Genomic DNA, 25,767 nt, shown 5'->3' with positions numbered 1-25,767 from the left:
AGGTGTTTTATAACTCTGAGTGATTATACTCAGACAAGAGTTATATCCCCTCTAGCTATTTGAAAACTTAGTTTTAAACGGCTAGAGGGGCAGTGTTACAATTTTAACTCTCAGACGGTTACTAAAAATAATATTACTCGTATGGTTGAAGTCAAATGTGCAAGACGCCCTCGATAGTTCGGCGAGTGTTACTGTTACTGGTGAGTAGTATAGTGATCTTGTCATCGACGCTGTTGGCAAGTGTCGATTTGCCAGTTAAACCTGCCGCACCTGCCGTTATCCATCTGGGCGTATTCGATTATTTGGGGGCCGCTCGTACCGAAGAAGAATACGCACCTTTAGTGGAGTATTTAAATAGGGTGCTCACGTATGAACAGATACAGCTGCACGTTTTGACTCAAGCAGAACTAAATCATCGCATGAATCAGAGATCGATTGATCTGGTTATTACGAACCCTACACACTATCTAGAGGCACGGGCGCATTATCCGTTGACGGGCGTCATCGCTACGCAAGTCAGGTTGCATGAAGACAAGCCGATCTATCGGCTAGGTGGGGCGATACTGACCTTATCCAGTCGACAGGACATTAATCGTTTGCAAGACCTTCGCGGACAAGTGGTTGCAGCACGTTCCCGTTATAATCTTGGCGGATATCGGGCACAAGCCTATGAGCTTTACTTAGCGGGAGTGCGTGTGCCTCATGCGTTATCTGAGCTTATTGAAACGGGTACGCACGAGTCGGCCATTACTGCCGTGATACAGGGGCGTGCAGATGTGGCTTTTGTGCGAGATGGTATTTTAGAGCAAATGCAGAATGAAGGGACTGTGCCTACAGGCACATTAAAATTGCTAAATGCTCAGCTTTCTGCTGATTTCCCCCATCATGTGTCGACACGCCTTTACCCCGAGTGGCCCGTTTTTGCATTGCGTCATTTGGATGACAACGCCATACGGCGAGTAGCAGCGGCCTTGTTTTCACTTGAGCCGGAACAAGCTAAAGCCAATTATATGGGGATTCATGGCTTTACAGTGCCAGCTGACTACGGAGAGGTGGAGCAGTTGACGCGAGTGTTACGTCTACCACCATACGATCATCTCCCGGATTTTACGTTCAGTGATGTATGGCTGCGTTGGCAGGCATTGATTTTACCCGCTGCGGTTGGTTTGCTTTTCATACTACTCTTAAGTTTGTTGCTGGTTTGGCACTGGGGCAAAGTGCAACTGGAACGTAATCGTTTCGCAACCTTGTTACAAGGTTTGGGCGAGGGGGTCTATGGAGTGGATCGCAAAGGCACGTGTACTTTTATCAATGACGCTGCAATTAGAATGTTGCAGACATCGCTTTCTCAGGTGTTGGGTCGTGATCAGCATCGACTTTTCCATCATCATTATCAAGATGGGCGCACTTATTCCATTGAGAATTGCCCTATCACAAAAACCCTGTCTGATGGACGGAAACGGCAGTTGCGCGACTGGTTTATCCGCCATGATGGCACAGGCTTTCCTGTAGACCTTATGGTCACACCCTTATTCACACGTAACGAGATTAGTGGTGCCGTGGTCGCCTTTAACGATGTGACACTAAGAAATCAGGCCGAAGAAGAAAATAAGCGGTTGACACAATATAATCGCTTACTACTTGAATCTGTTGGTGATGGTATCTATGGTTGCGATATGCAAGGGCGTTGTACGTTTATCAACCCCGCTGCATTGGAGATGCTGGGGTTGGCCTACGAAGATGTTATCGGCCTTGATCAGCATATGATTTTTCATTATCGCCGTTTAAATGGTTCAGTCTACCCGCATGAAGAGTGCCCTGTGCATGAGGTTTTGATATCGGGAAAGTCAAAGCAATGTGAAGACCATTTTGTGCACAGTAGTGGCACAACCTTCCCTGTGTCTATGACGGTTACCCCCATGTTAGAGGGAGAGGTTCAGGTTGGTGTAGTGGTTGTATTTCAGGATGTTAGCCAGCAAAAAGAGATGCAGGCACAGTTGATTACATTGACAACAACTGATGATCTCACTGGGCTTTACAATCGTCGTTACTTTCAAACACAATTGCGTCAAGAGTTTACTCGCTTTCAACGCTCTTTTGCGGACACAGCGCTGTTAATGATTGACCTGGATCATTTCAAGCAGATTAATGACCGATTTGGTCATGCAGCAGGTGACCGTGTGCTGCAGGGCTTTGCACGTTTGTTGAAAAAGGCTCAGCGCAGCAGTGACCTTTCCGCTAGAGTTGGAGGAGAAGAGTTTGCGATGCTGTTGCCAGATACAGGCCTTGAAGATGCCTGTGCACTAGCAAATCGTTTACGTGAGCAGATTGCAGTCTTTGCCTTCACTTTTGAGCAGTACACGATTGATGTGACTGTTAGCATTGGCTGCACTTTGATGCTACCAAAAGATGAACGTCCCGACATAGCGCTTGCGCGGGCAGATCGCGCTCTTTATGAAGCTAAGGCTGCTGGACGTAATCGGGTGGTGGCGGATGCGTAGATTGAGGCTAGGCTCGTTTCTGCGGCTAACCTGCGTAAGTGTTTGCTTGCATACGAATGCTGTGACCGCTGAGTTGTCCAGTAATCTAAACAAGCCACAGCGAGAACACGTCATTACGGTGCTTGCATTTAACGAACTGCTTGAAACAAAAAGCCGATGGGCACCTTTAGCGGACTACCTTCATGCGCAATTGCCTACTGAGCGTTTTCGCGTTGAAGCTGCGCATTACGATGCTTTAGAAGAAATAGTGGAGTCTGGAGAGAGTGATTTTATTTTCACTCAGCCTTCACATTACGTGTATCTGTCGTACCACCGTAATTTGTCTTACCCCTTGGTGAGCTTGGTAAACAATGAGTCTGGGCGTGATGCCGATCTTTTTGGCGGGGTGATTTTTACTCGCATGAATCATCCGAGGATTCAACAGTTATCTGATTTAAAGGGGCATGTTGTCGCGGTATCGAGTACCAGTTCGCTGGGCGGCTATCAAGTTCAGCTAGCCGAGTTGGTGCAGCAGGGAATTAAAGCCGATGAGCTTAAGCTCTTAATTACGGGACAGCCACAGAAACGAGTGGTAGAAGCCGTGTTGAGTGGTGATGCAGATGCAGGCTTTGTTCGAACGGGCGTGTTGGAAAGGCTGGTTCAGCAGGGTGATTTAACATCGACCCAACTGCGATTGCTGGATGCGCGAATACAGCCGGACTTTCCTTTGTTAATCAGTACAGCACTTTATCCTGAATGGCCGTTGGTGGCGATGCCACATGTGGATGCATTATTGATGCGTCAAGTCGCTTCAGCTTTGTTGAGCATGCCGCATCATGGCGAAATGGCTCAAGCAATGAGTATTGCCGGTTTTAGTTTTCCGCAGGATTATCGTGTGGTTGATCAACTGCTTCAAACCCTAGCATTACCCCCTTTTGACGAGATTCGCCCGTTAACACTTCATGACGTGTTTCAGCAATGGAAACAGATGATCTTTTTGGCGATAGCGGGTGCTGGTGCTGCCCTCTTGGTCCTGATTTTTTGGTTGGTCATCCGTAACCGCGAATTAGTCAGTATACAGAGCCAGCTGCAGTACTCTGCTCGTGAGTTGAATAAATTGAACATGGCGGTTGAGCAGAGTCCGGAAAATATCATTATTACAGATCTGAATGGACGCATTGAGTATGTGAACCGATCTTTCACTGAGAATACGGGTTATTCCATTGATGATGTAGAGGGTAAAAGAACATCCCTGCTTAAATCAGAAAAAACAGCCGCTGCCACCTATGCATCACTCTGGTCTCAGTTGTCGAAAGGCGAAGTTTGGCGCGGTGAGTTTGTCAATCGTCGTCGCGATGGCAGCCATTACACCACTCAGGCGATAGTCGCACCAGTGAGGGAAGATGATGGCAAAATCACTCGTTATCTTGCGCTAGAACAGGATGTAACTGAGCTCCGCCAAGCAGAAGCGCGTTTGCATCATTTGGCGTATTACGATGCGTTAACTGGGTTGCCTAACCGCAGTTTACTCACCGATCGCTTGCGTCAGATGATTGTGGCATCGGATCGGAATCGACGAGCTCATGCCTTGCTATTGTTGAATTTTGATCGTTTCAAAACGATTAACGATGCACGTGGAACTGCCGCCGGGGATGCGCTGCTACGAGCATTTGCTTTAAGGGTCGGTAAGCTGATGCGTGATAGCGACACCTTAGCGCGTATGAGTGCCGATGAGTTTGCGATTCTATTACCAGACCTTAAGGGGCAGGATGAGCAAGCCAGTCGTCAAGCTTTGCGTATATCAGAACGAATTCATTACTCGCTCAAAGAGCTAGTTTTGATTCAGGGCGAGTCTTACACTTTGGAAGTCAGTATGGGAGTCACCCTGTTTCCTGAAGCGGAGAGTGAGTCTGTTGAAGACGTATTGCGCCGTGCAAATATGGCATTGCATCAAGCGAAAGCGGCAGGTGGCAATCAAACGTTGTTTTTTGAAACAGATATGGGATCTGTCGCGGCAAGTAATTTTCGCGTAGAAAGTGAGTTGCGACAGGCGATCAGTCAGGAACAGTTACGACTCTACATTCAGCCGCAAGTGAGCCAAAATCGACAAATTCGCGGTGCGGAAGTACTGGTGCGCTGGCAACACCCACAGCGAGGCTTAATCCTGCCGGGGCAATTTATTCCGGTAGCCGAAGAGTCGGATTTGATTGTGGAGTTGGGAGAGTGGGTGTTAGGTGAGTCCTGCAAGCTATTGCGCCAGTTGCAAGATCGTCAACAGCAATTGCGCCTATCGGTCAATCTGAGCGTACGCCACTTCCGCAAACGAAATTTTGTGGATTGGATGAAAGCACTGATTCAGGAAACAGGAATCGACCCTTCGGGATTAACCTTGGAAATCACAGAAGGGTTATTCATTGATAACCTGGAAGATGTGATTGCTAAAATGAATGTGCTGACTGAACTGGGCATTTGGTTTTCCATTGATGATTTTGGCACAGGGTATTCATCTCTAGCTTACTTAGCTAACTTACCTGTTCATGAGTTAAAAATAGACCAGTCATTCGTGCGTCGCGCTCCTGAGGATGAACGTGCGGCGGCGTTGGTGGAAACCATTCTCGTCGTCGCCAGTCGTATGCAGATGGATGTTGTTGCGGAAGGAGTTGAAACAGAAGCGCAAGCCGATTTTTTACTTAGTCATTCGACTCAGATTATTTCTCAAGGATATTTGTATGGCTATCCTCAGCCAGCTGAAGTGCTGATGGATCAGCTCAACTAAGTGTGTGTAACGTATATTTATATTGTCTGGAAAGTGTGAAAAACGCGAGAGCTGCATAAGTGCTTACGTTAAGCAGCTTATGCAGTTTTGTGGTAGAGCGCTACCAAGCGGCTTTGAAAATCGCTTCAATTTCTTCTTGGGACGCTTGAATCGGATTGGTGAATCCGCAAGCGTCTTTGAGTGCATTAGTGGCTAATACTGGAATATCTTCTTGTTTGGCACCTAAATCTGCCAGTCCACGCGGAATGCCAACTTTCTCCTTGAGTGCTTTGATGGCCTCAATACACGTGTTTGCATCAGCATCTGCATCACCCGTTGGAATGACGCCCATGGACTGTCCTACTTTTGCAAGACGCTTAGCGACGGCTTTGCTGTTAAACGCTTCAACGTGTGGAAGTAATACGGCATTACAAACACCGTGCGGTAGATCATAAAAGCCACCCAGCTGGTGAGCCATGGCATGCACGTATCCTAACGATGCATTATTAAATGCCATACCTGCAAGAAATTGGGCATAGGCCATTTGCTCGCGAGCTTCAATATCCTGGCCATCCTCTACGGCTCTAGGCAAAAACTCAGTGATGATTTCGACAGCTTTAAGTGCGCAGGCATCTGTAATTGGAGTGGCTGCGGTGGATACATACGCTTCAATTGCGTGAGTCAGTGCATCCATTCCAGTGGCTGCAGTCAACCCCTTTGGCATACCTAGCATGGTAAGCGGATCATTAACTGACAGAATCGGTGTGGTATGCTTGTCAACAATGGCCATTTTGATGTGACGGGCTTCATCCGTAATGATACAGAAGCGAGTCATTTCGCTAGCAGTGCCAGCTGTAGTATTAATAGAGACTAAAGGTAGTTGAGGAAGTAGAGATTGATCGACGCCCTCATAATCTTTAATGCTGCCACCATTAGTGGCGACTAATGCAATACCTTTTGCGCAGTCATGAGGTGAGCCGCCGCCCAAAGAAATCACAAAGTCACAATCACTGGTTTGCAAAAGCGCAAGGCCTGACTCAACATTCGCCGTCGTTGGATTAGGCCGAACCTCTGAAAAAACTCGACTGTCAATGCCAACTTGCTTGAGAGAAGCCACAACTTGATCGACTAAACCCGTATTGACTAGACCGGTATCCGTAACAATCAAAGCGCGAGAGAAATCACGTTTTTGGAGGGTGTCAATTGCTTTCTGAAGTGCGCCTTCGCCCATTAAGTTGAGCGCTGGAATATGAAACTCAGTAAAAGCCATGTCGTTACTCCTTATGAATAGTTATACCTAAGTCTAGCAAGATTTGAGCCTTTTACCTTGATTAAGGTCAAGAGGTTCATTTTTACTGAATCAAACCTACGTTTCAGTCATGTTGCAAAACCTGTTATGCTGCATTGCGGTATGATTAGATATTAATGGATTATGAAGGGGTAATACACATGATTGCAAAACGCAAAACGATCGAGTTGGCGTTGCAAGGTGGTGGTTCTCATGGAGCGCTTACCTGGGGTGTCTTAGATCGACTGTTGGAAGAAACAGATCTACATATTGAGGGCGTCAGTGGAACCAGCGCTGGTGCTATGAATGCAGTGGTGCTGACGGATGGCTTGGAAGAGGGCGGACGAGATGGCGCACGTGCTGCATTGGAGCGTTTTTGGCGGGCCGTCAGTGATGGCGCTAAAAACAGCCCTTTTCAACGTGATATTTGGTCACGAATCAATGGTACTTGGAGCCTTGATAGCTCGCCTTCGTATTTGTTCTTTGATCATTTATCGAGGGTGTTTTCGCCTTACGAACTGAACCCTATGAACCTTAATCCTCTGCGAGACCTAGTGGCGGATTTAGTTGATTTTGATCGAGTGAATCGTTGCACCGCCATTAAGTTATTTGTCACCGCAACCAATGTTCGCAGTGGGCGTCCTAAAATATTTCGCCAGCCGGATTTAACGGTCGATTCACTGATGGCGTCGGCAGCTTTACCCTTTATGTTTCAAGCCGTGGAAATAGAAGGGGAAGCCTACTGGGATGGTGGATATTTAGGTAATCCCGCGCTCTATCCTCTAGTCGATGAATGCGATGCACGCGATTTGGTTTTGGTGCAGATTAACCCATTTTATCGTAAGGAATTGCCACGCAGTGCGCGTGATATTATTAATCGACTCAATGAGATTACGTTTAACACCAGTCTGGTTAAAGAGTTGCGTAGTATCATGCTGCTACGAGACTTGATCCAAACTGAAGGGCTGGAGCACGAGCGCTATCGTGATATGCGTTTGCATTGCATTCATGGCGAGGATGACCTTTGGCCATTAGAAGCCTCCAGTAAGCTCAATGCCGAGTGGGAGTATCTGTGTCATTTACGGGACCTTGGACGGCAGCGTACAGATGCATGGTTGGAGCAGAATAAGCACGCATTGGGTGAGCACTCAAGCTTTGACCCTGATTGGTTACTTGAGGATGCGGTTAGACCTGTTCAGCGTAACAAAGGAGTGTAACTGATGATCGGTTTATTAGGGGTTGTATTTGCGCTGGTGCTATTGATTTGGCTGGCGTATCGAGGCATCAGTGTATTGCTGTTAGGCCCGCTAATGGCGCTTTTGGCAACACTTTTTGCGGCTGGGACGCCTTTAATGGCAAGCTATACTCAGCTCTTCATGGGCTCGGCTGGACAGTTTATCATTCAATATTTCCCTCTCTTCTTACTGGGAGCCATATTTGGGAAGTTGATGGATGATAGTGGTTCTGCCGAAGCAATCAGTCAAACAATCGTCGGCCACTTGGGATCAGAGCGAGCCATTCTGGCTGTTGTGCTTGCTTGTGCCGTATTGACCTATGGCGGGGTCTCGTTGTTTGTTGTGGCGTTTGCCGTCTATCCGATCGCAGCAGCGCTGTTTCGACAAGCAGACATTCCCAAGCGACTGGTACCTGCAACCATTGCTCTTGGTGCGTTCACGTTCACCATGACTGCCTTACCTGGCACGCCTGCTATACAAAACGCAATTCCTATGCCTCATTTCGGGACAACGCCCTTCGCGGCTCCATTTTTAGGCATCATCACGGCATTGGTGATGTTTGGATTGGGGCAATGGTGGCTGTCGAGACAAGCCAAGCTTGCGAAGGGGGTAGGTGAAGGCTATGGCGCCCACGAAGATCAGCCTGTTAGTTTTGATAAAACTCAGCGGGAGTTGAGCGCGGGTGAGGGGTTTGATGTCACGCTGATTGAGCCAGACATCAAAGCAAGTGGCTTGCCTCCATTTGCCTTGGCAATTGCCCCTGTGGTGCTGGTCATTGTTTTAAACTATTTTCTTAGTACTCACCTGATACCTCGTTTGGATACACAGTATCTAGCTGAGCCAATCTATGGCAGTACGTCTTTGGATGCGGTCAGAGGGATTTGGGCAATTATTGCTTCTTTAACCTTTGCCTCGTTGTTGCTTATCGGGATGAATTGGCGTCGTTTGGGTGAGCTACGTCGCACCTTAGATGATGGAGCGAATGCTTCGGTACTGCCGATCTTTAATACGGCCAGTTTAGTTGGCTTTGGTGCGGTTATCGCGGCGTTACCCGCATTTGACATTATTAAAGGGTTTGTTGACGATCTAGGTGGAGGTAACCCCTTGGTATCCCTAGCCTTATCTGTCAATGTGTTGGCGGGGGTTACAGGTTCAGCATCAGGTGGTATGAGCATTGCTCTGCAAACACTTGGTGCTGAATATCTGGCTTTGGCCAACCAACTGGGCATATCTCCTGATCTCTTGCATCGAGTGACAACAGTGGCAACAGGTGGTCTAGACAGCTTGCCGCATAATGGTGCCGTTGTAACGCTGCTGGCTATCTGCGGACTCACGCATCGTGAAGCCTATAAGGATATTTTTATGGTTGCAGTGGTGTTCCCGATACTCTCACTTGTGTTGCTGGTGGTATTGGGTAGCCTCTTTGGTGCGTTTTAAAAGGGGGTCTTTTAAAACGGAGTAATATAACTTGTTCACTATTCATTGATCAGGAACAAGTAACTTCAACAGCGGTTACACTATACTCTCGGACAATTTGTCTGTTGATTGCAAAGCCTAGATTATCGGGCATATAGGAGTGGCTGCTGTTGTGTATCACAATGCTCGCGTTTAGGCGTTATTTGCGCCTACTTTTCGTATTTTTAGCGGTCAGTCTACCATCCTCTATTGTTGCCAAGGAGGCGGAGAAATTACACATAGGTATACTCGCTTTTAGAAGTATCGAGTCAACCCAGCAGCAATGGCAGGAAACCCTTCATTTTCTTAAACAGAGCTTGCCTCAGTATGAGCTAGAGTTTCAGATTTTATTTATGGATGACATGACGGATGCTGTCTATAGAAGCGAATTGGATTTTGTATTAACTCAGCCAGAACACTATATTTTGATGCGCTCCTTCTCACGAATGTCAGTAGCTGCAACGCTGTTGAACATTCATGAAAATCAACCTTTAGCCCGCTTTGCTGGGGTGATTGTTGCCCTCGCGGATCGTCCCGATTTGAATAGCTTGAGTTCAGTTCGTGGGCAGCGCATTGCATCTGCGCATGCCAACTCCTTAGGCGCGTATCGTATCCAGCATTGGACTCTCAATCAGGCAGGTATTCGTATTCCGAATGATGTGCAAGCAGTGACGTTCACGGGGCAACCGCAGGATAAAGCCATAGGTTTGTTACTGGATAGACAAGTTGATATTGCATTTGTTCGTTCGGGCGTCATTGAGTCCATGATTCAGTCGGGTCAGTTAACCCTGGATCAACTGCACATCATTAATCCCCAAGAGCATTCAGATTTACCGCTGATCCATTCCACCCCGCTTATTCCGGAGTGGGCTTTTGCTGCAATGCCAAAGGTAGACCCGCTCATCGTTCGTGATATTACTCAGGTGCTTTTTTCAATTCAGCCGGACTCTATAGCCGCCCGCAGTGGTGGCTATTTTGGCTTTGCTCCACCTGTGGACTATGCCACCTTAGAAAGTATATTGCTTGAATTACGGGTACATCCAGACAGGATTTCTCATTTTGATATGCGTGATTTTGTAGAAAAGTACTTGTTAGAAATTATTCTAGCTTTGTGCTTAGTGATTGTCTTAGTCATGGTTTGGGTGGTTTGCGATATCCGACGGCGAAAAAAATACGCTGCTAATTTGCGGATAGCAGCGGCGGCATTCAGTACGAACGAAGCAATCACCATAACGAATGAAAAAAACGAAATTTTGCGTGTGAATAGTGCCTTTACGCAAATTACTGGCTACAACGAAGCTGAGGTTGTGGGCCGCAACCCCTCAATGTTTAGCTCCGGCTACCATCCACCCGACTTTTACAAAAACATGTGGAGTGCACTTAATACGCAAGGTCACTGGGAGGGGGAAATTTGGAATCGACGTAAAAATGGTGAAATTTTCCCTGAATATCTCAATATTACTAAAGTTGCCGGGGCGCATCCTCAGCAGTTTTATTTTGTTGCTTCTTTTTCAGATATTACCCAGGTCAAAGAGTCTAAAGAGCAGATAGAGCACTTGCATTTATATGATCAGCTCACGGGGTTAGCTAACATCGATCTTTTGCGGGATCGGATCAGTTCAGCGATTACGCGAACGCAGTTACATGACAGCAGCTTTGCATTAATCCTGATCGATTTAAAAAACTTTAAATTGGTCAATGAAAGCATAGGGCGTCGTGCGGGTGATCAGCTCTTGTGCAGGGTGGCAGAGCGCTTGACAGAAACCTTGCCTGTTTACTCCAGTTTGGCGCGCTTAGCCGCTGATGAGTTTGTCATAATTTGTGAGTTTAGGGAGCAGTCAGCAGAGCAGGCATTGTTTGATATAGAGCATCTGATTATTGATGTTCAAAATACATTTATCACTCCATTTTCTATTCAGGGCAAACTCATTTACAGTCAGGCGAATCTTGGAATTGTGTATTGTGCTAATGAAAACAGTACTGCCGATGAGTTACTCAAACGTGCTGATCTTGCGAAGAATCAGTCAAAGTTTAATGCACAAAGCAGTGTAAGTTTTTTTGATCCTATTATGCAGGAGCAAGTGAATAAAGTTGTAGAGCTTGAAAATGATCTTCGTCATGCCCTTGATCAAAAGCAACTGCAGCTCTATTTCCAGCCGCAATATGACCAGAATCGTAGCATTACAGGATGCGAAGCCTTGATACGCTGGGTGCACCCAACGAAAGGGCTAATTTCACCAGCTGAGTTCATCCCGCTTGCTGAGTCCTCTGATCTTATCCTACTGATTGGGGACTTTGTTATTTCAACGGCATGTCAGAAGCTTGCTGCCTGGCAAGCTGAGGCATTTACCGCCAATTGGACCTTGGCAATTAATATTAGCGCTCGTCAATTCCAGTGTAAGGATTTTGTTGAACGTGTCATGCAACATCTCTCAGATGCTCAAGCACCAGCGAATCGACTTAAACTAGAGTTAACGGAGAGCCTTCTGATTGACTATACGGATGAGGCCGTTGCAAAAATGAGTCAGCTTAAAAAAGTAGGCGTGCATTTTTCGTTAGATGACTTTGGAACCGGATTCTCCTCTCTGTCGTATCTTAAAAAGCTTCCTTTTGACCAAATCAAAGTGGATAAAGCCTTTATACACGACTTGATTAATAATCACAGTGATGAAGCGATTATCCGCAGTGTGCTGGCCATGGGCAAAGCCTTTGATATGAATGTCATCGCAGAAGGGGTCGAAACTGAGCAGCAGTTGCAAAAGCTCAAAGAACTTGGATGTTATTTTTATCAAGGCTTCTACTTTAGTAAGCCTATGTCAGATCAGCAGCTGTTTAGTTGGATTGATCAATTATCAGCAGATTAGAAGCATATCAGATGCATGTAATATGAGTCGTACAAAAGACTGGCGTCTTCAAAAAAGTAGATTACAGTTATAGGGTAGGATAATATCCGTCCTAGTTTCAAAATAAGGATAATAATATGCTGAGCCGTTTGAAAATGACGCCTAGGTTGATTCTAATCATCAGCTTACCTCTAGCCTTTTGTCTGTCTCTAGCGGCCTATGTTGTTATCCAACATACCAGTCGAACGGTTGCGGGCCAAGGTGAAAATGCCGTCAGTATGGTTGCTTTAGCCAGTGCGGATAATGTCAGTGCTTGGGTTAATGCACGTCTAACGGTGATTCAAACCCTTGCTCGAACGTCAGCATTTACAGAAGGTAATATCGACGAAATTTTTGAATTTGTTCAAAATTACGGTCAGCGGATGGGCGATGACTTTGAAGTGATGTTTTTTGTTGATCTTGAGGGTAATGCCTATCATCATAATGGTAATATAGCGAGTCGATCAGATCGGAATTATTTTCAACAGCTCATCGTACAAAAAAGTCGCACAACGGTTGTGAGCGATCCTCTCTACTCAGGAACAACGGGTAATGCCATCGTTGTCTTGGCTCAGTCTGTTTTCGATGCGTCAGGTAGGCTCATTGGGCTGTTGGCCGCCACGGTTACTCTTGATACATTAACGGCACTCATTGATGAAGTGTCCGATGATAATGCCAGTGCGTGGCTTATAGACTCTCGTGGGGTGTATGTTGTGCATCCCGATGCGAGCAGGAGAATGAAAGAAAACGCATTGGAGTCTCCGCTACCTGAATATGCATCCTTTTCAAGGAAAATGGTGGATGGCCAAACGGGAATATCCGATCTGGTGCTTGATAACCAGCAAAGAGTGATCGCTGCATACTATCCAATCGCGGGTAATCAAAATTGGTCTTTGGCGGTTGCTTTACCCTATGAGCAGGTAATGGCAGCGGCATTGAATCTTCGTGTGTCGTTGATTACGGCCTTCTCCATTACCTTGCTTGTTTTGATCGTAATTATAGTGTTTGTTTCTCGGATGATCGTGAAGCCTGTTAATGCAACGCGCTACGCGCTTGATCAGATCGCTGCCGGTGATGGCGACTTAACACAGCGTCTGAACGAAGATCGTCAGGATGAATTAGGTGATTTAGCGCGAAGTTTTAACCGTTTTGTCAGTGGCGTGCAATTAATCATTAAGCAAGTGAGTGATGCCGCGATACAGCTTGGCGCTGCGGCAGAGGAGTTGGCTGCATCAAGTCAGGTGACAAACCAGCAAGTACAGCAACAAAGCCATGAAGTGACGCTTGCAGCGACATCTATGACACAAATGGCGGCCACGGTTACCGAAGTAGCAGGTAATGCAGCTCAAGCTGCGCATGCGGCCGAAACCTGCAACCAGTCCGTTAAAGACGGAGAGGTTGTAGTGAAGAAAAATGCCAGTGAGGTTGGGTTGCTGGCCCAAGAAGTTCAAAAAGCAGTGGATGTCATTATGCGTCTGCAAGACGATACTGAGTCCATTGGAAAAGTGCTTGAAGTAATTCGAGGCATCGCTGAACAGACAAATCTTCTTGCGTTGAATGCGGCTATAGAAGCGGCGCGTGCTGGTGAGTACGGGCGGGGGTTTGCTGTTGTTGCGGATGAAGTGAGAACGCTTGCAACTCGTACGCAAACCTCGACAGAGGAGATCCGTGAAATTATTGAACAACTGCAAAATGCATCACGGCGTGCGGTTGATGTTATGCATAACAGTTATTCGAAGGCAAATGTGGCAGTTGAGTGTGCTGAACATGCATCACACAAGCTTCAGGATATTACGGGCGTTATTTTGACCATCAATGATATGAACACTCAAATTGCGACGGCGACTGAAGAGCAGTCGGCGGTTGCAGATGATGTGAGTCGGACATTGGTGCGTATTAGTAATAGCGTGGAACAATTGTCGAATGGCTCAAGTCATATAGCGTCGGCCAGTGATGGGCTTGCACTGCTTGCGAATGATTTACAAGCTAGGGTAGGTCGTTTCAAAGTATAATAACGGTTTCGCTTTGGCGCAGATTGGCTGACGTGATAGGATATTCTTAATATTTCTACTCAAGCTCAATCCAAAGGAAGAAAAGCGTGTCAAGCATGGATATTCAGGCGTTACTCAACGCATATGTCGACGTTATTCCCAATCCAAATCTTGCCGATCAACGAGTGGCGTTTGGAACCTCTGGTCATCGTGGTTCTGCATTGAAGGCATCCTTCAACGAGCATCATATTTTAGCAATATGCCAAGCCGTTGCGGATTATCGAATGGAGCAGGGCTTTTCAGGTCCTTTGTATTTAGGTATGGATACGCATGCCTTGTCAGGGCCAGCTCATGCATCAGCGCTACAGGTGCTGGTGGCAAATGGCATCAAAGTGCGTGTTCACCCTCAAAATGCATTTGTACCCACGCCCTTGGTGTCTAGAGCCATCATTGTTCATAATCAACAGTACCCCGATGCGCTGTCGGATGGCTTAATCATTACACCTTCTCATAACCCGCCAGAAGATGGCGGTATAAAGTATAACGCCGCCGACGGTGGACCTGCCGCGGCAGAAGTAACCCGTTGGATTGAACAACGTGCCAATCAGTACCTTGAAGAGAATCTATTGGGGGTCTTGCGCGTTGATCAAGCCGAAGCAACGGCAAAAGCTGAAGCCTTTGATTACGTTAATTCATACATTAAAGACCTTTCGCAAGTCATTGATATTGAATCAATCAAGTCGGCTAATTTGACCTTGGGTGTCGACCCTATGGGTGGTTCGGCACTTGAAGTTTGGCAGGAAATTGCTAAAACCTTTGAGCTAAATCTTTCCATTGTGAATGAAGATCAATCACCTGATTTTGCATTCATGCCGCCTGATCACGATGGCAAAATCCGCATGGATTGTTCAAGCACGGCGGCTATGGCCAACTTGCTAAACATCAAGGATCGTTTCCAGCTAGCCTTTGCGAATGATCCAGATGCTGATCGTCATGGGATTGTGGGTCCCGATGGCTTAATGAACCCTAACCATTTCTTGGCTGTTTGTATTGATTACTTATTGACCCATCGACCAGAGTGGTCCAATGACATAGCAATAGGTAAGACGCTCGTTTCCTCGTCAATCATTGATAAGGTTGTGGCGGGTCGTGGGCGTACACTCTATGAAGTACCCGTTGGTTTCAAATGGTTTGTTGAAGGCTTATTCAATGGGCGCCTAGGCTTTGGCGGTGAAGAAAGCGCTGGGGCAAACTTTTTGACTCGCAGTGGTCAGGTGTGGTGTACCGATAAAGACGGCATTATTCCTTCTCTGTTGGCGGCTGAAATTCTTGCGGTGACAGGCAAAACACCTCATCAATATTATGAGGAGCTGACACAGGCGTATGGTCGGCCTTATTACCGTCGTATCGATGCTCCGGCATCGACTGAACAGAAATCCATTCTGGCGGCGTTGAATCCCAATAGTGTGACTCAATCCAAGTTAGCTGGAGATGAAATTATTGCACGCTATGTCAATGCTCCCGGGAATGGTGCATCTATCGGTGGGTTGAAGGTTGTTACGGAGGCGGGTTGGTTTGCGGCTCGTCCTAGTGGCACAGAGGCGTTGTATAAAATTTACGCTGAAAGTTTCAAAAGCCAAGCGCATTTATATACCTTGTTAGTTGAGGCGCAAGCTTTGGTTTCAGAGGTGTTTGCATCGCAAGGCGTATAAACAAAGGCTGTACTGTAAGGCTCAGCACAGAGTGCTGAGCCTTACATTGGTTTACTCTTTTTTCAAAAGTAGCCAGGTTTTGGCGTAGTCTGCAATATGTCGGTTGTTTTCGTAGTAGTGGTCCCAGTCGCGGAAGTAGCCACTTAACCAATCAAGCTGGTAAAGGTTGTCGTGAAAAGCTCCACCTGTGTCTGCCAAAACAGTCAGCCTGAAGGTGGGTTGGCCATGCTCAGTGGTTTGCAATAATACCACGCGCCCCAATCCCAGTTGAAAAATGTCGCCGGCGACGGTTACTTTCGGTTTGACTGGAATTTTATAGTCCGCATCCTTTCCATATCCAAGCACACCAGGGACTTCTTTAAAGTACCAATAGCGTTCTTGATCTTCAGGTTTTTGTGTGCGGTCGTATGCAATGCCATTGTTGCGGTGCACGTTAAAATATCGGCGCTGATTTTCGGCTTCTAAAACAGCGGTTCCTTGCAGCAATGCACCTTCAAGATCAGCACGGCTCAGCCAAATAAGTGGGGGAGCCAGAGCAGGTTGTGTTTCCAGAGCACCTTTAAGAACGGCTTGTTTGCCAAATCGATATCGTGTGATCTGATCCTTGCGTGCGTCGGCTTCTTCAAGGCTTAAGTGAGCCTCATCAAACGGAAGGCCGTATAAGGCATGAGGAGACTGAGCCGTTTTGGCTGGAAAGCCGTCCGCCATGCGCACATAATACTTTGTTAGCAACAATTGGTCGGAAGGTAGGCGCTGCAATAAAGGCTTGTCTTGGCTTAGACTTTTTGCCTTGGCTTGATCCGGTAGCCATTGGACCCGTTCAAATGCTGAGTTGATAAAATCAGGATCTGTGAGTCGTGATGCACCTGTTGCTAAGTCTTCTTGATAGACCTGGCAAATAAATGCCAAGGTATCTTGGATGCGATGCACGGGCACTTTTATACCATCCACTGTTCCGCCATGAATGGCTTGTGGGTCGTAGCTTGGGCCTTGCTTTAAATATTTTAACGTTTCATTGGCAACGGCGCACAGATCCTGGCTATGATTAGGCCAAGCGCCAGCCGACAAGGGTTGGGCGGATTGAAAGCTGGGTGCTGAGTGTGCCAGACCCGCAAAGACAAGGCTTGTCGAGAAGGTGATGTAACCTAAAGATTTTAAAAAAGTGTTTCGCATAATGCAGTTGGCCTCAAAATAATTCGCTCAAAAAGCAAAGGGCAGTGTACAGATACAAACGTGCTTCGAACAGGGATCTAGTGTGCCGAAGTGAAGCTTAACAGAGGCTGACATAGTTATTTCTGATGTCTGCATCAATAATTTGCATTTGATCCCAATCGTTGAATGCGGGATCATTAAACTTATTTTTTCTAGGTTCTATCAGGGCTGTCTAATGATTCCAAGAGTTGCCGATATTAATCCTACACAACGTCTATATCTTGAGTTTATCGAGACACTAAAAACGCGTGGCTTTCAAGGTGACCTAAATCCTGAGTATGCGCACCGAGTTGTGTTAGCGACGGACAACAGTATTTATCAAGTGTTGCCACAAGGGGTCATTTATCCACGTAATGCACAAGACCTGATTTATCTGGCAAGACTTGCGGCGGAACCCCATTTTCAAAGCATTGTATTAAGTGCTCGTGGCGGCGGTACTGGCACTAATGGGCAGTCTTTAACCGATGGTTTGGTGGTTGACTGCTCTAAGTATATGAATCGTATCATCCAGATCAATCCTGATCAGCGTTGGGTTCGTGTGCAAGCGGGTGTAGTCAAAGACCAATTAAATGCAGCCTTGAAACCGTATGGATTGTTCTTTGCTCCTGAGTTGTCAACCAGTAATCGAGCGACCATTGGTGGGATGATCAATACCGATGCCAGCGGCCAAGGCTCTGTGCTCTATGGCAAAACCCGAGATCACGTCCTTGAGCTTGAAAGCGTATGGTTGGGTGGTGAGCGTTGGTTGTCTAAGGCTTTGTCAGACGATGAATTGGAAAGTATCAAGCAGCAGCCTGGGCGTGTTGCCGATGTGCATCGCATGTTGGATGATTTGTACGCAGAGCATAAAGATCTAATTAATGAAAAGTTTCCAAAACTTAACCGCTGTCTGACGGGCTATGATTTGGCTCATATTCGTGACGAGTCCGGTCGTTTTAATTTGAATTCTATCCTGTGTGGCGCTGAAGGGTCCTTAGCTTTTATTTCTGAAGCAAAGCTCAATGTTTTGCCTATTCCTAAGTACTCCGCTTTGGTAAACGTAAAATACGACAGTTTTGAGGCGTCTTTGCGCGATGCCAAGGCGCTAATGGAGTGGGGGCCAACCTCCATTGAGACCATCGACTCAAAAGTATTGAACCTTGCCATGGGTGATATTGTTTGGGACACGGTTCGGGCCTACTTTCCTCAAGAAGAGCATGAGCCAACAATTCAGGGAATTAATCTGATTGAATACACAGGCGATGACGAAGCGCTTTTGCGTCAAAAGGTTGAAAAGTTAACAACGCATTTGCGTGAAGTGAGCGGTCAGCCAACAAAAAGTTTTGGTTTTTCGGTTGTGTATGGTTCGACGGAAATTAATAAAGTTTGGGCCATGCGTAAAAAAGCCGTTGGCTTGCTAGGCAATGCGAAAGGGCAAAAACGACCAATTCCATTTGTTGAAGACACGGCTGTACCGCCTGAAAACCTGGCTGACTTTATCATGGATTTTCGTAAAGTTTTGGATGATCACGGCTTAGCCTATGGTATGTTTGGTCACGTTGATGCGGGTGTGTTGCACGTGCGCCCCGCAATCGATATGAAAGATGAAGCGCAAGAAGGTTTAATCAGAAAGGTTACCGATGAAGTTGTGCGTCTGACTCAGCAGTATAAAGGCCTGCTCTGGGGCGAACATGGCAAGGGCGTTCGTTCGGAATACGCCCCTGAGTTTTTTGGTGAGCTTTACCCAGAAGTACAGCGGGTAAAGGCAGCGTTTGACCCTCGAAACCAACTTAATCCTGGCAAAATTGCCACTCCGCTCTTATTAGGAGCTGAGCTGCTTAAAATTGATGAAGTCCCTACGCGTGGGCAGCACGATCGCCACATTCCGTTGGCCGTTCGTGAAACCTACGACTCAGCCATGAATTGCAATGGTAATGGGGCTTGCTATAACTATGATCCGAATGATGCCATGTGTCCGTCTTGGAAAGGAACACGTCAGAGAATTCACTCACCCAAAGGGCGTGCCTCTTTGGTAAGAGAGTGGCTGCGGGTGATGTCAGTGAAGGGCGTGGATGTGAATGAAGCTGCCCAGGCAGTGAGAAAGGCAAGCTTTATTAAAGCCTTGCCAACGAGAATCAAAAACACCTTGAAAAAGCGTAAAGGCGAGTATGATTTCTCTCATGAAGTCCATGAGGCGATGATGGGCTGCCTGGCCTGTAAGTCTTGCGTTGGTCAGTGCCCAATCAAAGTGAATGTGCCGGATTTTCGTGCCCGTTTTCTTGAGGTCTACTACGGTCGCTATTTAAGGCCCCTAAAAGACTATATGGTCGCAAGTCTTGAGTTTATGGTACCAACGCTGTCTCGTTTTCCTCAGCCTTATAATTGGCTGATGAAAAATGGCTTAGGCCGTGCCGTGATCAAAAAAATAGGCATGGTGGACAGTCCTTTGTTGTGTACGCACACGCTTCGAAAGGGTGTAGAAGAACGAGGAATTGAGTGGGCGACACCTTCAATAATTGAAAGCTTAAGCGATTATCAGCGTCAGCGTTCAGTTATTATTGTTCAGGATGCGTTTACGAGTTATTTCGAAACAGCCTTGGTGTTGGATGTGATTGATTTGCTTGGCCGGCTTGGTTTTAATGTGCTGGTTGCTCCCTTCATGCCGAATGGTAAGCCTTTGCATGTGCATGGCTTTATGGGTGCTTTTGCCAAAATTGCAGAGCGAAATCTAGAGGTTTTGCAGCAGTTAGAAGCGACAGGTGTTCCTTTAGTAGGTATCGATCCTTCTATGACGCTCACCTATCGATCTGAGTATAAAGATGTGAGCGATACGCTGCCCAAGGTTCAGTTGATACAGGAGTGGCTTGCCGATGCGCTGGGCTCTGTGTCCTTCAAAGCTGATTTACCGCAAAAGCATTTTAAACTGATGCCACACTGTACGGAAAAAACGTCAGCTGCGCCTTCAATTCGTCAGTGGCAGACTATTTTTCAAGCGCTCGGGCAAACCTTGGATGTCGTTTCCGTTGGCTGTTGCGGGATGGCTGGAACCTTTGGCCACGAGACGGAGAACTATCGTTTATCTAGACAAATTTACAGTTTGAGTTGGAGTGAAGTTGTCAATAAGCCGGACGCTGAGTCTACTTTGTTAGCAACAGGTTATTCCTGCCGTTCGCAGGTTAAGCGTCTAGATCACCAATCCTTGCTGCATCCGGCTCAAGCGCTATTGGCTGTTCTGCAAAAGTTGTAATGCATTCGCAGCATAAATGCGCGACACTATTTGTAGTTTTGGTTTTTTAAATAGGAGATATGCATGATCGATTTATTGCCTGAATTGTGTGACCAGTACCCAGATTTGGTACAAGTGGTGGAGCCTATGTTCGCAAGCTTTGGTGGACGAGAAATTTTTGGTGGCGAAATCGTTACGATTAAAGCCTTCGAAGATAATTCATTAGTGCGTGAGCAGGTTGCGTTACCTGGAGCGGGTAAGGTGCTGGTCGTTGATGGTGGTGGATCAATGCGAAAAGCCATGCTTGGCGATATGTTGGCCGAAAAAGCTGAAAAAAATGGTTGGGAGGGTCTGATCATTTATGGATGCATTCGTGATGTTAATGCCATCAGTCAGTTAGATGTCGGCGTGCAAGCATTGGGCTCCCATCCTATGAAAACAGATAAAAAAGGGGTCGGTGAATTGAATATTCCTGTCACTTTCGGTGGTGTGACCTTTGTGCCGGGTCAGTATGTTTATGCCGATAATAATGGTGTGTTGGTGTCGCCAAAATCCTTGACCCCTGCATGATATTCACTCAGCAGAGCCAGGTCTAAGCAGGCTCTGCTATCTTTCTGGAGGCAGAGTTTGTCTCATTCCGAGCGTATAAGCGCCATTGTTCGTATCTTAGAAGCCAATCCGCAGGGGATGAGTGAGTTTGCCTTATTGAAATCGCTTCAGTCTGAAAATCTCATTTATTTAGAGCCCGATACTTTTACCGATAGTTTGAAGCTTTTTCAAACCCATTTTTTGTTATTTCATCATCTTTATCGATTGCGAGATGAGTGGCATGACGAGGGCAAGGGCTGTCTGTCGATTCATACCTTATCGATTCAATTGCGTCCCTATGTGCAAGGTGATGCTGCACTTGCATTCAATGACCCCTTGCGTGCGTATTATTTGGATCTCGATGAGCTTGCGAAAACAGAAGCTGAGGATGTCGAGCGATTGCTGCATAGTTTTTGGCGCGGTTTAGGTCAACCCGCTCAGGCAGGTGAGCGGCAAAAGGCGTTATCGATTTTAGGTTTAGAGCAAGATGCAAGCGAATCCATGATTCGAAAAGCCTGGCGACAACAAGCGATGGCTCTTCATCCTGATCGCGGGGGTGATGCTGAGCAGTTTAAAAATCTTTCTTGGGCAAAAAACTACCTCACAAAATGTCTTTAATTTCAAATTTCATCATATTTGGGAACCTCCAAGTCGTTGTGTGTTCATATGCAGTCAATAAAGAGTAATGAGGAGTGAATATGGCCAAGTCCATTAAAGTGCTGGTTTTTTTGGTAAGTGTGGTTTTCTTGGGCTGGCTTGTCCTGACCTATTTGGTGGTTAAGCCCTTTTCAACAGACCTGTCCGTGATTGGTGAAGGTAAGCCTGTTGTTGTTTTGGTGCATGAAAGCTATATGCCCGCAGGAATGGAGGCCATGGAACGTTTGAATCAAGTTCGGGCTGTATTTGAAAGTGATATCAAATTTAGAGTCGCCGACTTAGGCACGCCAGACGGAAAATCCTTTGCAGCACTTCATGATGTTTTTGATGGGGCAATGGTATTGCTAGATGCGCAGGGCGAGCCCGTCCGTATTACGTTGGTACCTGAATCGATTGTATCGCTCAAGCAAGAAATAGAGCGTTTACGCTAGAGTTTCGTGTCTTAAAAACATATCGATGGTTAAATTCGGTAATTGCACTTCATTAAGTGGTGCTTCTCTGGCACAATCTTAATGTGTTTGGGTTTATAACAACTACACTGCAATCAGCCTACGCATATCCTTTCAGCGATATCTTCAGTATTGGCGAAGTGCCGGTTTAATTTTGTATTGATGAGTGAGCTCGACTTTTCGTCTTGGAAGTCGAGTTTTTATTTTTTGGAGTTTTAAGACATGTCTGAGTTGCCCCCGATTAAAGTGTCTGAGTTAGATGTTGATAGACTTGAGGGATTGTTAGATAAAAAGCCGTATCGTGATGATAAAAGCTTTGATGGCTTACGTTCTGAGCTAGCTCGAGCTGAAGTGTTGCCTGCAGATGCGATGCCTGCTGACGTCGTTCGAATGAATTCAACAGTCACGTTTGAGGTTGAAGAGAGCGGTAAGCAATTCCATTTGACCCTGTGTTACCCTCATGAAATTAATGGGCGCACAGAAACTTTGTCTATTTTCGCGCCTATTGGAAGTGCGCTGTTAGGTTTGTCTGTCGGACAAAAAATAGACTGGACCTTGCCTGATGCACACCATCGTCATGTTAAAATTATTCAGGTTGAAAATTCTTAATTGAAATAGTTTGGAGTTTGCAGTGTACGAATTGCTTATTTTTGACTGGGACGGAACAATCATAGATTCGGAAGCGTTAATCATTTCCTGCATGCAAGCTGCCGCTCAAGAAGTAGGGGTTGAACCACCCCACGATGAGACCGTCAGGAATATTATTGGGCTTGGGCTTCCTGAGGCAATTATGCGCATATTTCCGGATGCGGATCATGTGTTTGTCGAGAAAATGCGTATAGCCTATGCTCAACGTTTTATGCAGGCGGATCCAACTAAGACGCATTTGTTCCCTGGTGTCCGCGAGACGCTTGAGCGTTTGCAGGCGAAGGGGTATCGCCTAGCCGTTGCAACAGGCAAAAGTCGCAGAGGTTTGGATCGTGTCTTTGCTGAAACCGGATTAGGTGCGCTTTTTGAAGTGTCGAAGTGTGCTGATGAAACGACATCAAAACCCGATCCTCATATGCTTGATGAGATCATCTGGTTGACCGGTGTCGATCGTAAAAAAGCCTTAATGATCGGTGATACGGAATACGATCTGCTGATGGGGAATAATGCTGGCATTGATACGGTCGCGGTAAGCTATGGCGCCCATCATATTGATCGCTTGACGGTTTTAGGCCCGGTAAAGGAAATTCATCATTTCCCTGATTTAGAGAAGTGGCTGGATGGATTGGCGCCAGCCGTGTCGGTTAAAAGTTAAAAGGAGATTTACGTGAGCAATAATCATTGGGATGATCCAGATCAGCAGTCTAGAGCAGAGACTTTGGACAAAGCATTCGCAGAGGCTAAGCCAGATGTAAAGCTGGAAAAAACCTTAGAAAAAGCAGCCGTGGATACGAATAGTAAAGAGTGGCGTTTGATTGAAAAAATCGTGTCATCTCTGAATGTTGAGCAGCGTCGTTCAAGGCGTTGGGGAATTTTCTTTAAACTTTTAACGTTTAGCTATTTGTTGGCACTCTTGGCTATCTTTTTTATCAGCAAAGACTTTTCAGGCGCTAAAGATAGTGTAGAACGAAAAGAGCATGTAGCGCTCATTGAGGTGTCTGGAGTGATTGCTGACGGTGCCGATGCCAGCGCAGACAATGTGGTAACGGCCCTGCGCAATGCGTTTTCAGCCAGCCAAAGTCGGGCGGTTATTCTGCGTATAAACAGTCCTGGAGGTAGCCCAGTTCAAGCAGGGTATATCAATGACGAAATTAAACGCTTGCGTGCGTTGCATCCGGATAAAAAAGTCTATGCTGTGATCACCGATTTGGGCGCATCGGGTGGCTACTATATTGCGGTTGCGGCAGATGAAATTTATGCGGATAAGGCAAGCTTAGTGGGTTCTATTGGGGTGACATCCTCAGGCTTCGGTTTTACTGATCTGATTGAGCGTATGGGAATCGAGCGGAGAACTTTGACGGCGGGTGAAAATAAGGCCTTTTTAGATCCGTTTAGTCCCCTGAAAGAAGACGATAAAGCCTTCTGGCAAACGGTTTTGGATACAACCCATCGACAGTTTATTGCTGTGGTTGAAGAGGGGCGCGGAGATCGATTGGTCGATACGTCTCAATTGTATACCGGTTTTATCTGGAGTGGTGAGCAAGCCTTAGAGTTGGGATTGATAGACGGTCTTGGTAGCAGTAGTTACGTTGCTCGAGAGGTCGTAAATGTTCCGCATATGGTTAATTATACGCATCAGCCATCGCCATTTGATCGAGTGTTTGATCGCCTTGGGCTTTCGATTGCCAAGCACTTGAGTCAGCAGTTGAGTGTTCAATTGGTACCTCAATTGAACTAATGGCCTTAGGTTCGTTGTTGTAGAGTCTCGCCCATATGGGCGAGACATCTCAAAGAATCTCGACGCCTTCGTTTTCAAGCATTCGTGCCAAGCGAATAAGAGGGAGCCCAATGAGCGTATTGGGGTCATCGCCTTCGAGTCTATCAAATAAAACAATTCCCAATCCTTCAGATTTAAAGCTACCTGCGCAATCAAATGGCTGTTCTCGTTCAAGGTATCGGTCGATCATGGAGGGTGTGAGCTGTCTAAAGTGCACATTAAAAGGCACGACTTCCGTTTGTGTGATGCCTGTCGTCGTATTGTGTAAGGATAGGCCAGTTAAGAACTGCACGCAGCGGCCTGATAAGCGCTTTAGCTGTTCAGCGGCATTGTTTTTCGATCCAGGTTTTCCCAAGATGTCACCATCGATCGTCGCGACTTGATCAGAGCCGATAATTAAGGTGTCTGGATACAAAGAGGCGAGTACTTCTGCTTTGGACGCCGACAGCCTTGCGACCAGCATTTCAGCCGATTCGTTTGCGAAGGGTGTTTCGTCTACATCGGGCTTTCTGCAACGATAAGCGAATCCTAGCTTATCAAGTAACGCTTTTCGGTAAGGTGAACTAGAGGCAAGCACGATGTTTCTATTCATAAAGAGCCTTTTTTTGATAAAATAACCAACATTAATATGATAAACACAATTTAATTGAATGAAAGCCCTGAATCCCTTTGACACGAAGGCGTTCAGTGCCTAGAATTGCGCGCTTATGTCGAACGGTCAATTACCCAAAAAAGCAGACCCGCGTAAGCTTGCTGAGCGGGAAGCGCAAATTACTGGCAGCGTTGATTTTTCAGCGATGCCCCGTCTTGTTTCTTTTTTATGTCAAGAAGCAGGTACGGCTCAGGCTGAGTTGAATTTCTCAACGGATGAACAGTATTTGCGAACAGTGAAAGGAAGTGTTCAGGCCAAAGTATTTATGACCTGTCAGCGCTGCCTCGAACCGGTTGCACTGGATCTTGATGAAGAGATCTGCCTTGCTGTGGTCCTCAATGAGGAGCAGGCCAGAAACTTACCGGGTTATTATGATCCGCTTCTTATGCTAGATGAAGATGCAGATCTAATTGCTTTGGTTGAAGATGAATTAATTCTGGGGCTGCCTTCTGTGCCTTTGCATCATGATTGCAGTGTGCAGATGTCATTTGGTGAGGCCGAGACCGTTAGTCCAGAGCAACAAAAACCTAACCCTTTTAGTGTGTTAGCCCAGTTAAAAAACAAGGCTGACAAGAGTTAAACCAGGAGTTTTATTACCATGGCAGTACAGCAGAACAAAAAATCCCGTTCAAGACGCGACATGCGTCGCTCGCACGATGCGTTGACGGGTCCTACTTTGGCAGTTGATGCAACTACCGGCGAAACACACCGTCGTCACCACGTAAGTGCTGATGGCTTCTACCGTGGTCGTCAGGTTATTACCAAGCAAGACGACGAGTAA

19 protein-coding genes are annotated in these 25,767 nt (G+C 46.5%); 16 read left to right on the top strand and 3 right to left on the bottom strand.

Features of this window, described 5'->3' with window-relative positions:
* The first annotated feature begins 155 nt into the window (after positions 1-155).
* Together DN062_RS03865 and DN062_RS03860 are read left to right on the top strand one after the other, a co-directional pair.
* Complete coding sequence (locus DN062_RS03865; protein ID WP_112157689.1) at positions 156-2,501, top strand: diguanylate cyclase; 2,346 nt, start codon at positions 156-158, stop codon at positions 2,499-2,501.
* Positions 2,494-5,256, top strand: coding sequence for an EAL domain-containing protein (locus DN062_RS03860; protein ID WP_162301244.1), 2,763 nt, complete (start codon positions 2,494-2,496; stop codon positions 5,254-5,256). Before DN062_RS03865 ends, DN062_RS03860 begins: the two co-directional genes overlap by 8 nt.
* Before the next feature lie 100 nt (positions 5,257-5,356).
* On the opposite strand, the gene yiaY is transcribed toward DN062_RS03860, so the two are convergent.
* Positions 5,357-6,505: an L-threonine dehydrogenase gene (gene yiaY / locus DN062_RS03855; RefSeq protein ID WP_112157686.1), complete on the bottom strand. Its 1,149-nt coding sequence runs from the start codon at positions 6,503-6,505 to the stop codon at positions 5,357-5,359.
* Positions 6,506-6,684: 179 nt separating this feature from the next.
* Here yiaY and DN062_RS03850 point away from each other — a divergent pair, with 179 nt between their 5' ends.
* From DN062_RS03850 to pgm, 5 genes are all read left to right on the top strand, one after another.
* Positions 6,685-7,740 (top strand): patatin-like phospholipase family protein, encoded by a 1,056-nt coding sequence (locus DN062_RS03850; protein WP_112157684.1) that lies wholly within the window; start codon positions 6,685-6,687, stop codon positions 7,738-7,740.
* Between the two features lie 3 nt (positions 7,741-7,743).
* The gene (locus DN062_RS03845; RefSeq protein ID WP_112157682.1) at positions 7,744-9,195 is read left to right on the top strand and encodes a GntP family permease; all 1,452 of its coding nucleotides are present in this window, start codon (positions 7,744-7,746) and stop codon (positions 9,193-9,195) included.
* 149 nt (positions 9,196-9,344) lie between these two features.
* Complete coding sequence (locus DN062_RS03840; RefSeq protein ID WP_133256740.1) at positions 9,345-12,077, top strand: EAL domain-containing protein; 2,733 nt, start codon at positions 9,345-9,347, stop codon at positions 12,075-12,077.
* 116 nt (positions 12,078-12,193) lie between these two features.
* On the top strand, positions 12,194-14,107 hold the full coding sequence (locus tag DN062_RS03835; RefSeq protein ID WP_112157672.1) for a methyl-accepting chemotaxis protein: 1,914 nt from the start codon (positions 12,194-12,196) through the stop codon (positions 14,105-14,107).
* 68 nt (positions 14,108-14,175) lie between these two features.
* Positions 14,176-15,798 (top strand): phosphoglucomutase (alpha-D-glucose-1,6-bisphosphate-dependent), encoded by a 1,623-nt coding sequence (pgm, locus tag DN062_RS03830; RefSeq protein ID WP_275668099.1) that lies wholly within the window; start codon positions 14,176-14,178, stop codon positions 15,796-15,798.
* A gap of 51 nt (positions 15,799-15,849) precedes the next feature.
* Here pgm and DN062_RS03825 read toward each other — a convergent pair whose 3' ends face one another.
* Positions 15,850-16,971: a hypothetical protein gene (locus tag DN062_RS03825; protein WP_112157668.1), complete on the bottom strand. Its 1,122-nt coding sequence runs from the start codon at positions 16,969-16,971 to the stop codon at positions 15,850-15,852.
* A gap of 214 nt (positions 16,972-17,185) precedes the next feature.
* Here DN062_RS03825 and ydiJ point away from each other — a divergent pair, with 214 nt between their 5' ends.
* The 7 genes from ydiJ (at position 17,186) to sppA (ending at position 24,295) form a co-directional block, all read left to right on the top strand.
* Positions 17,186-20,236, top strand: a complete 3,051-nt coding sequence (gene ydiJ / locus DN062_RS03820) for a D-2-hydroxyglutarate dehydrogenase YdiJ (protein WP_112157666.1) — start codon at positions 17,186-17,188, stop codon at positions 20,234-20,236.
* A 63-nt stretch (positions 20,237-20,299) separates the two neighbouring features.
* On the top strand, positions 20,300-20,785 hold the full coding sequence (gene rraA / locus DN062_RS03815) for a ribonuclease E activity regulator RraA (protein ID WP_112157664.1): 486 nt from the start codon (positions 20,300-20,302) through the stop codon (positions 20,783-20,785).
* 57 nt (positions 20,786-20,842) lie between these two features.
* Entirely contained in the window at positions 20,843-21,421 is a 579-nt protein-coding gene (locus tag DN062_RS03810; protein ID WP_112157662.1) for a DNA-J related domain-containing protein, read from the top strand.
* Positions 21,422-21,501: 80 nt separating this feature from the next.
* Positions 21,502-21,891: a hypothetical protein gene (locus DN062_RS03805; protein ID WP_112157661.1), complete on the top strand. Its 390-nt coding sequence runs from the start codon at positions 21,502-21,504 to the stop codon at positions 21,889-21,891.
* 240 nt (positions 21,892-22,131) lie between these two features.
* Positions 22,132-22,518: a nucleoside diphosphate kinase regulator gene (gene rnk / locus DN062_RS03800; protein ID WP_112157659.1), complete on the top strand. Its 387-nt coding sequence runs from the start codon at positions 22,132-22,134 to the stop codon at positions 22,516-22,518.
* Positions 22,519-22,540: 22 nt separating this feature from the next.
* Positions 22,541-23,212 carry an HAD-IA family hydrolase gene (locus DN062_RS03795; protein WP_112157657.1) on the top strand — a complete coding sequence of 224 codons (672 nt, stop codon included), beginning with the start codon at positions 22,541-22,543 and terminating at the stop codon, positions 23,210-23,212.
* Between the two features lie 12 nt (positions 23,213-23,224).
* On the top strand, positions 23,225-24,295 hold the full coding sequence (gene sppA / locus DN062_RS03790; RefSeq protein ID WP_112157655.1) for a signal peptide peptidase SppA: 1,071 nt from the start codon (positions 23,225-23,227) through the stop codon (positions 24,293-24,295).
* A gap of 49 nt (positions 24,296-24,344) precedes the next feature.
* Here the strand turns inward: sppA and DN062_RS03785 are convergent, their stop codons facing one another.
* Positions 24,345-24,926: a Maf family protein gene (locus DN062_RS03785; protein ID WP_112157653.1), complete on the bottom strand. Its 582-nt coding sequence runs from the start codon at positions 24,924-24,926 to the stop codon at positions 24,345-24,347.
* A gap of 115 nt (positions 24,927-25,041) precedes the next feature.
* Between DN062_RS03785 and DN062_RS03780 the strand changes: the two genes are divergently transcribed.
* The gene (locus DN062_RS03780; protein ID WP_112157651.1) at positions 25,042-25,566 is read left to right on the top strand and encodes a YceD family protein; all 525 of its coding nucleotides are present in this window, start codon (positions 25,042-25,044) and stop codon (positions 25,564-25,566) included.
* An 18-nt stretch (positions 25,567-25,584) separates the two neighbouring features.
* On the top strand, positions 25,585-25,767 hold the full coding sequence (gene rpmF, locus DN062_RS03775) for a 50S ribosomal protein L32 (RefSeq protein ID WP_036510167.1): 183 nt from the start codon (positions 25,585-25,587) through the stop codon (positions 25,765-25,767).

It is taken from the genome of Nitrincola tibetensis (genome assembly GCF_003284585.1).
GTDB classification, from domain to species: domain Bacteria; phylum Pseudomonadota; class Gammaproteobacteria; order Pseudomonadales; family Balneatricaceae; genus Nitrincola; species Nitrincola tibetensis.
Note: the sequence above shows the minus strand (reverse complement) of the source record. Positions and strands in the feature narration are given on the sequence as shown.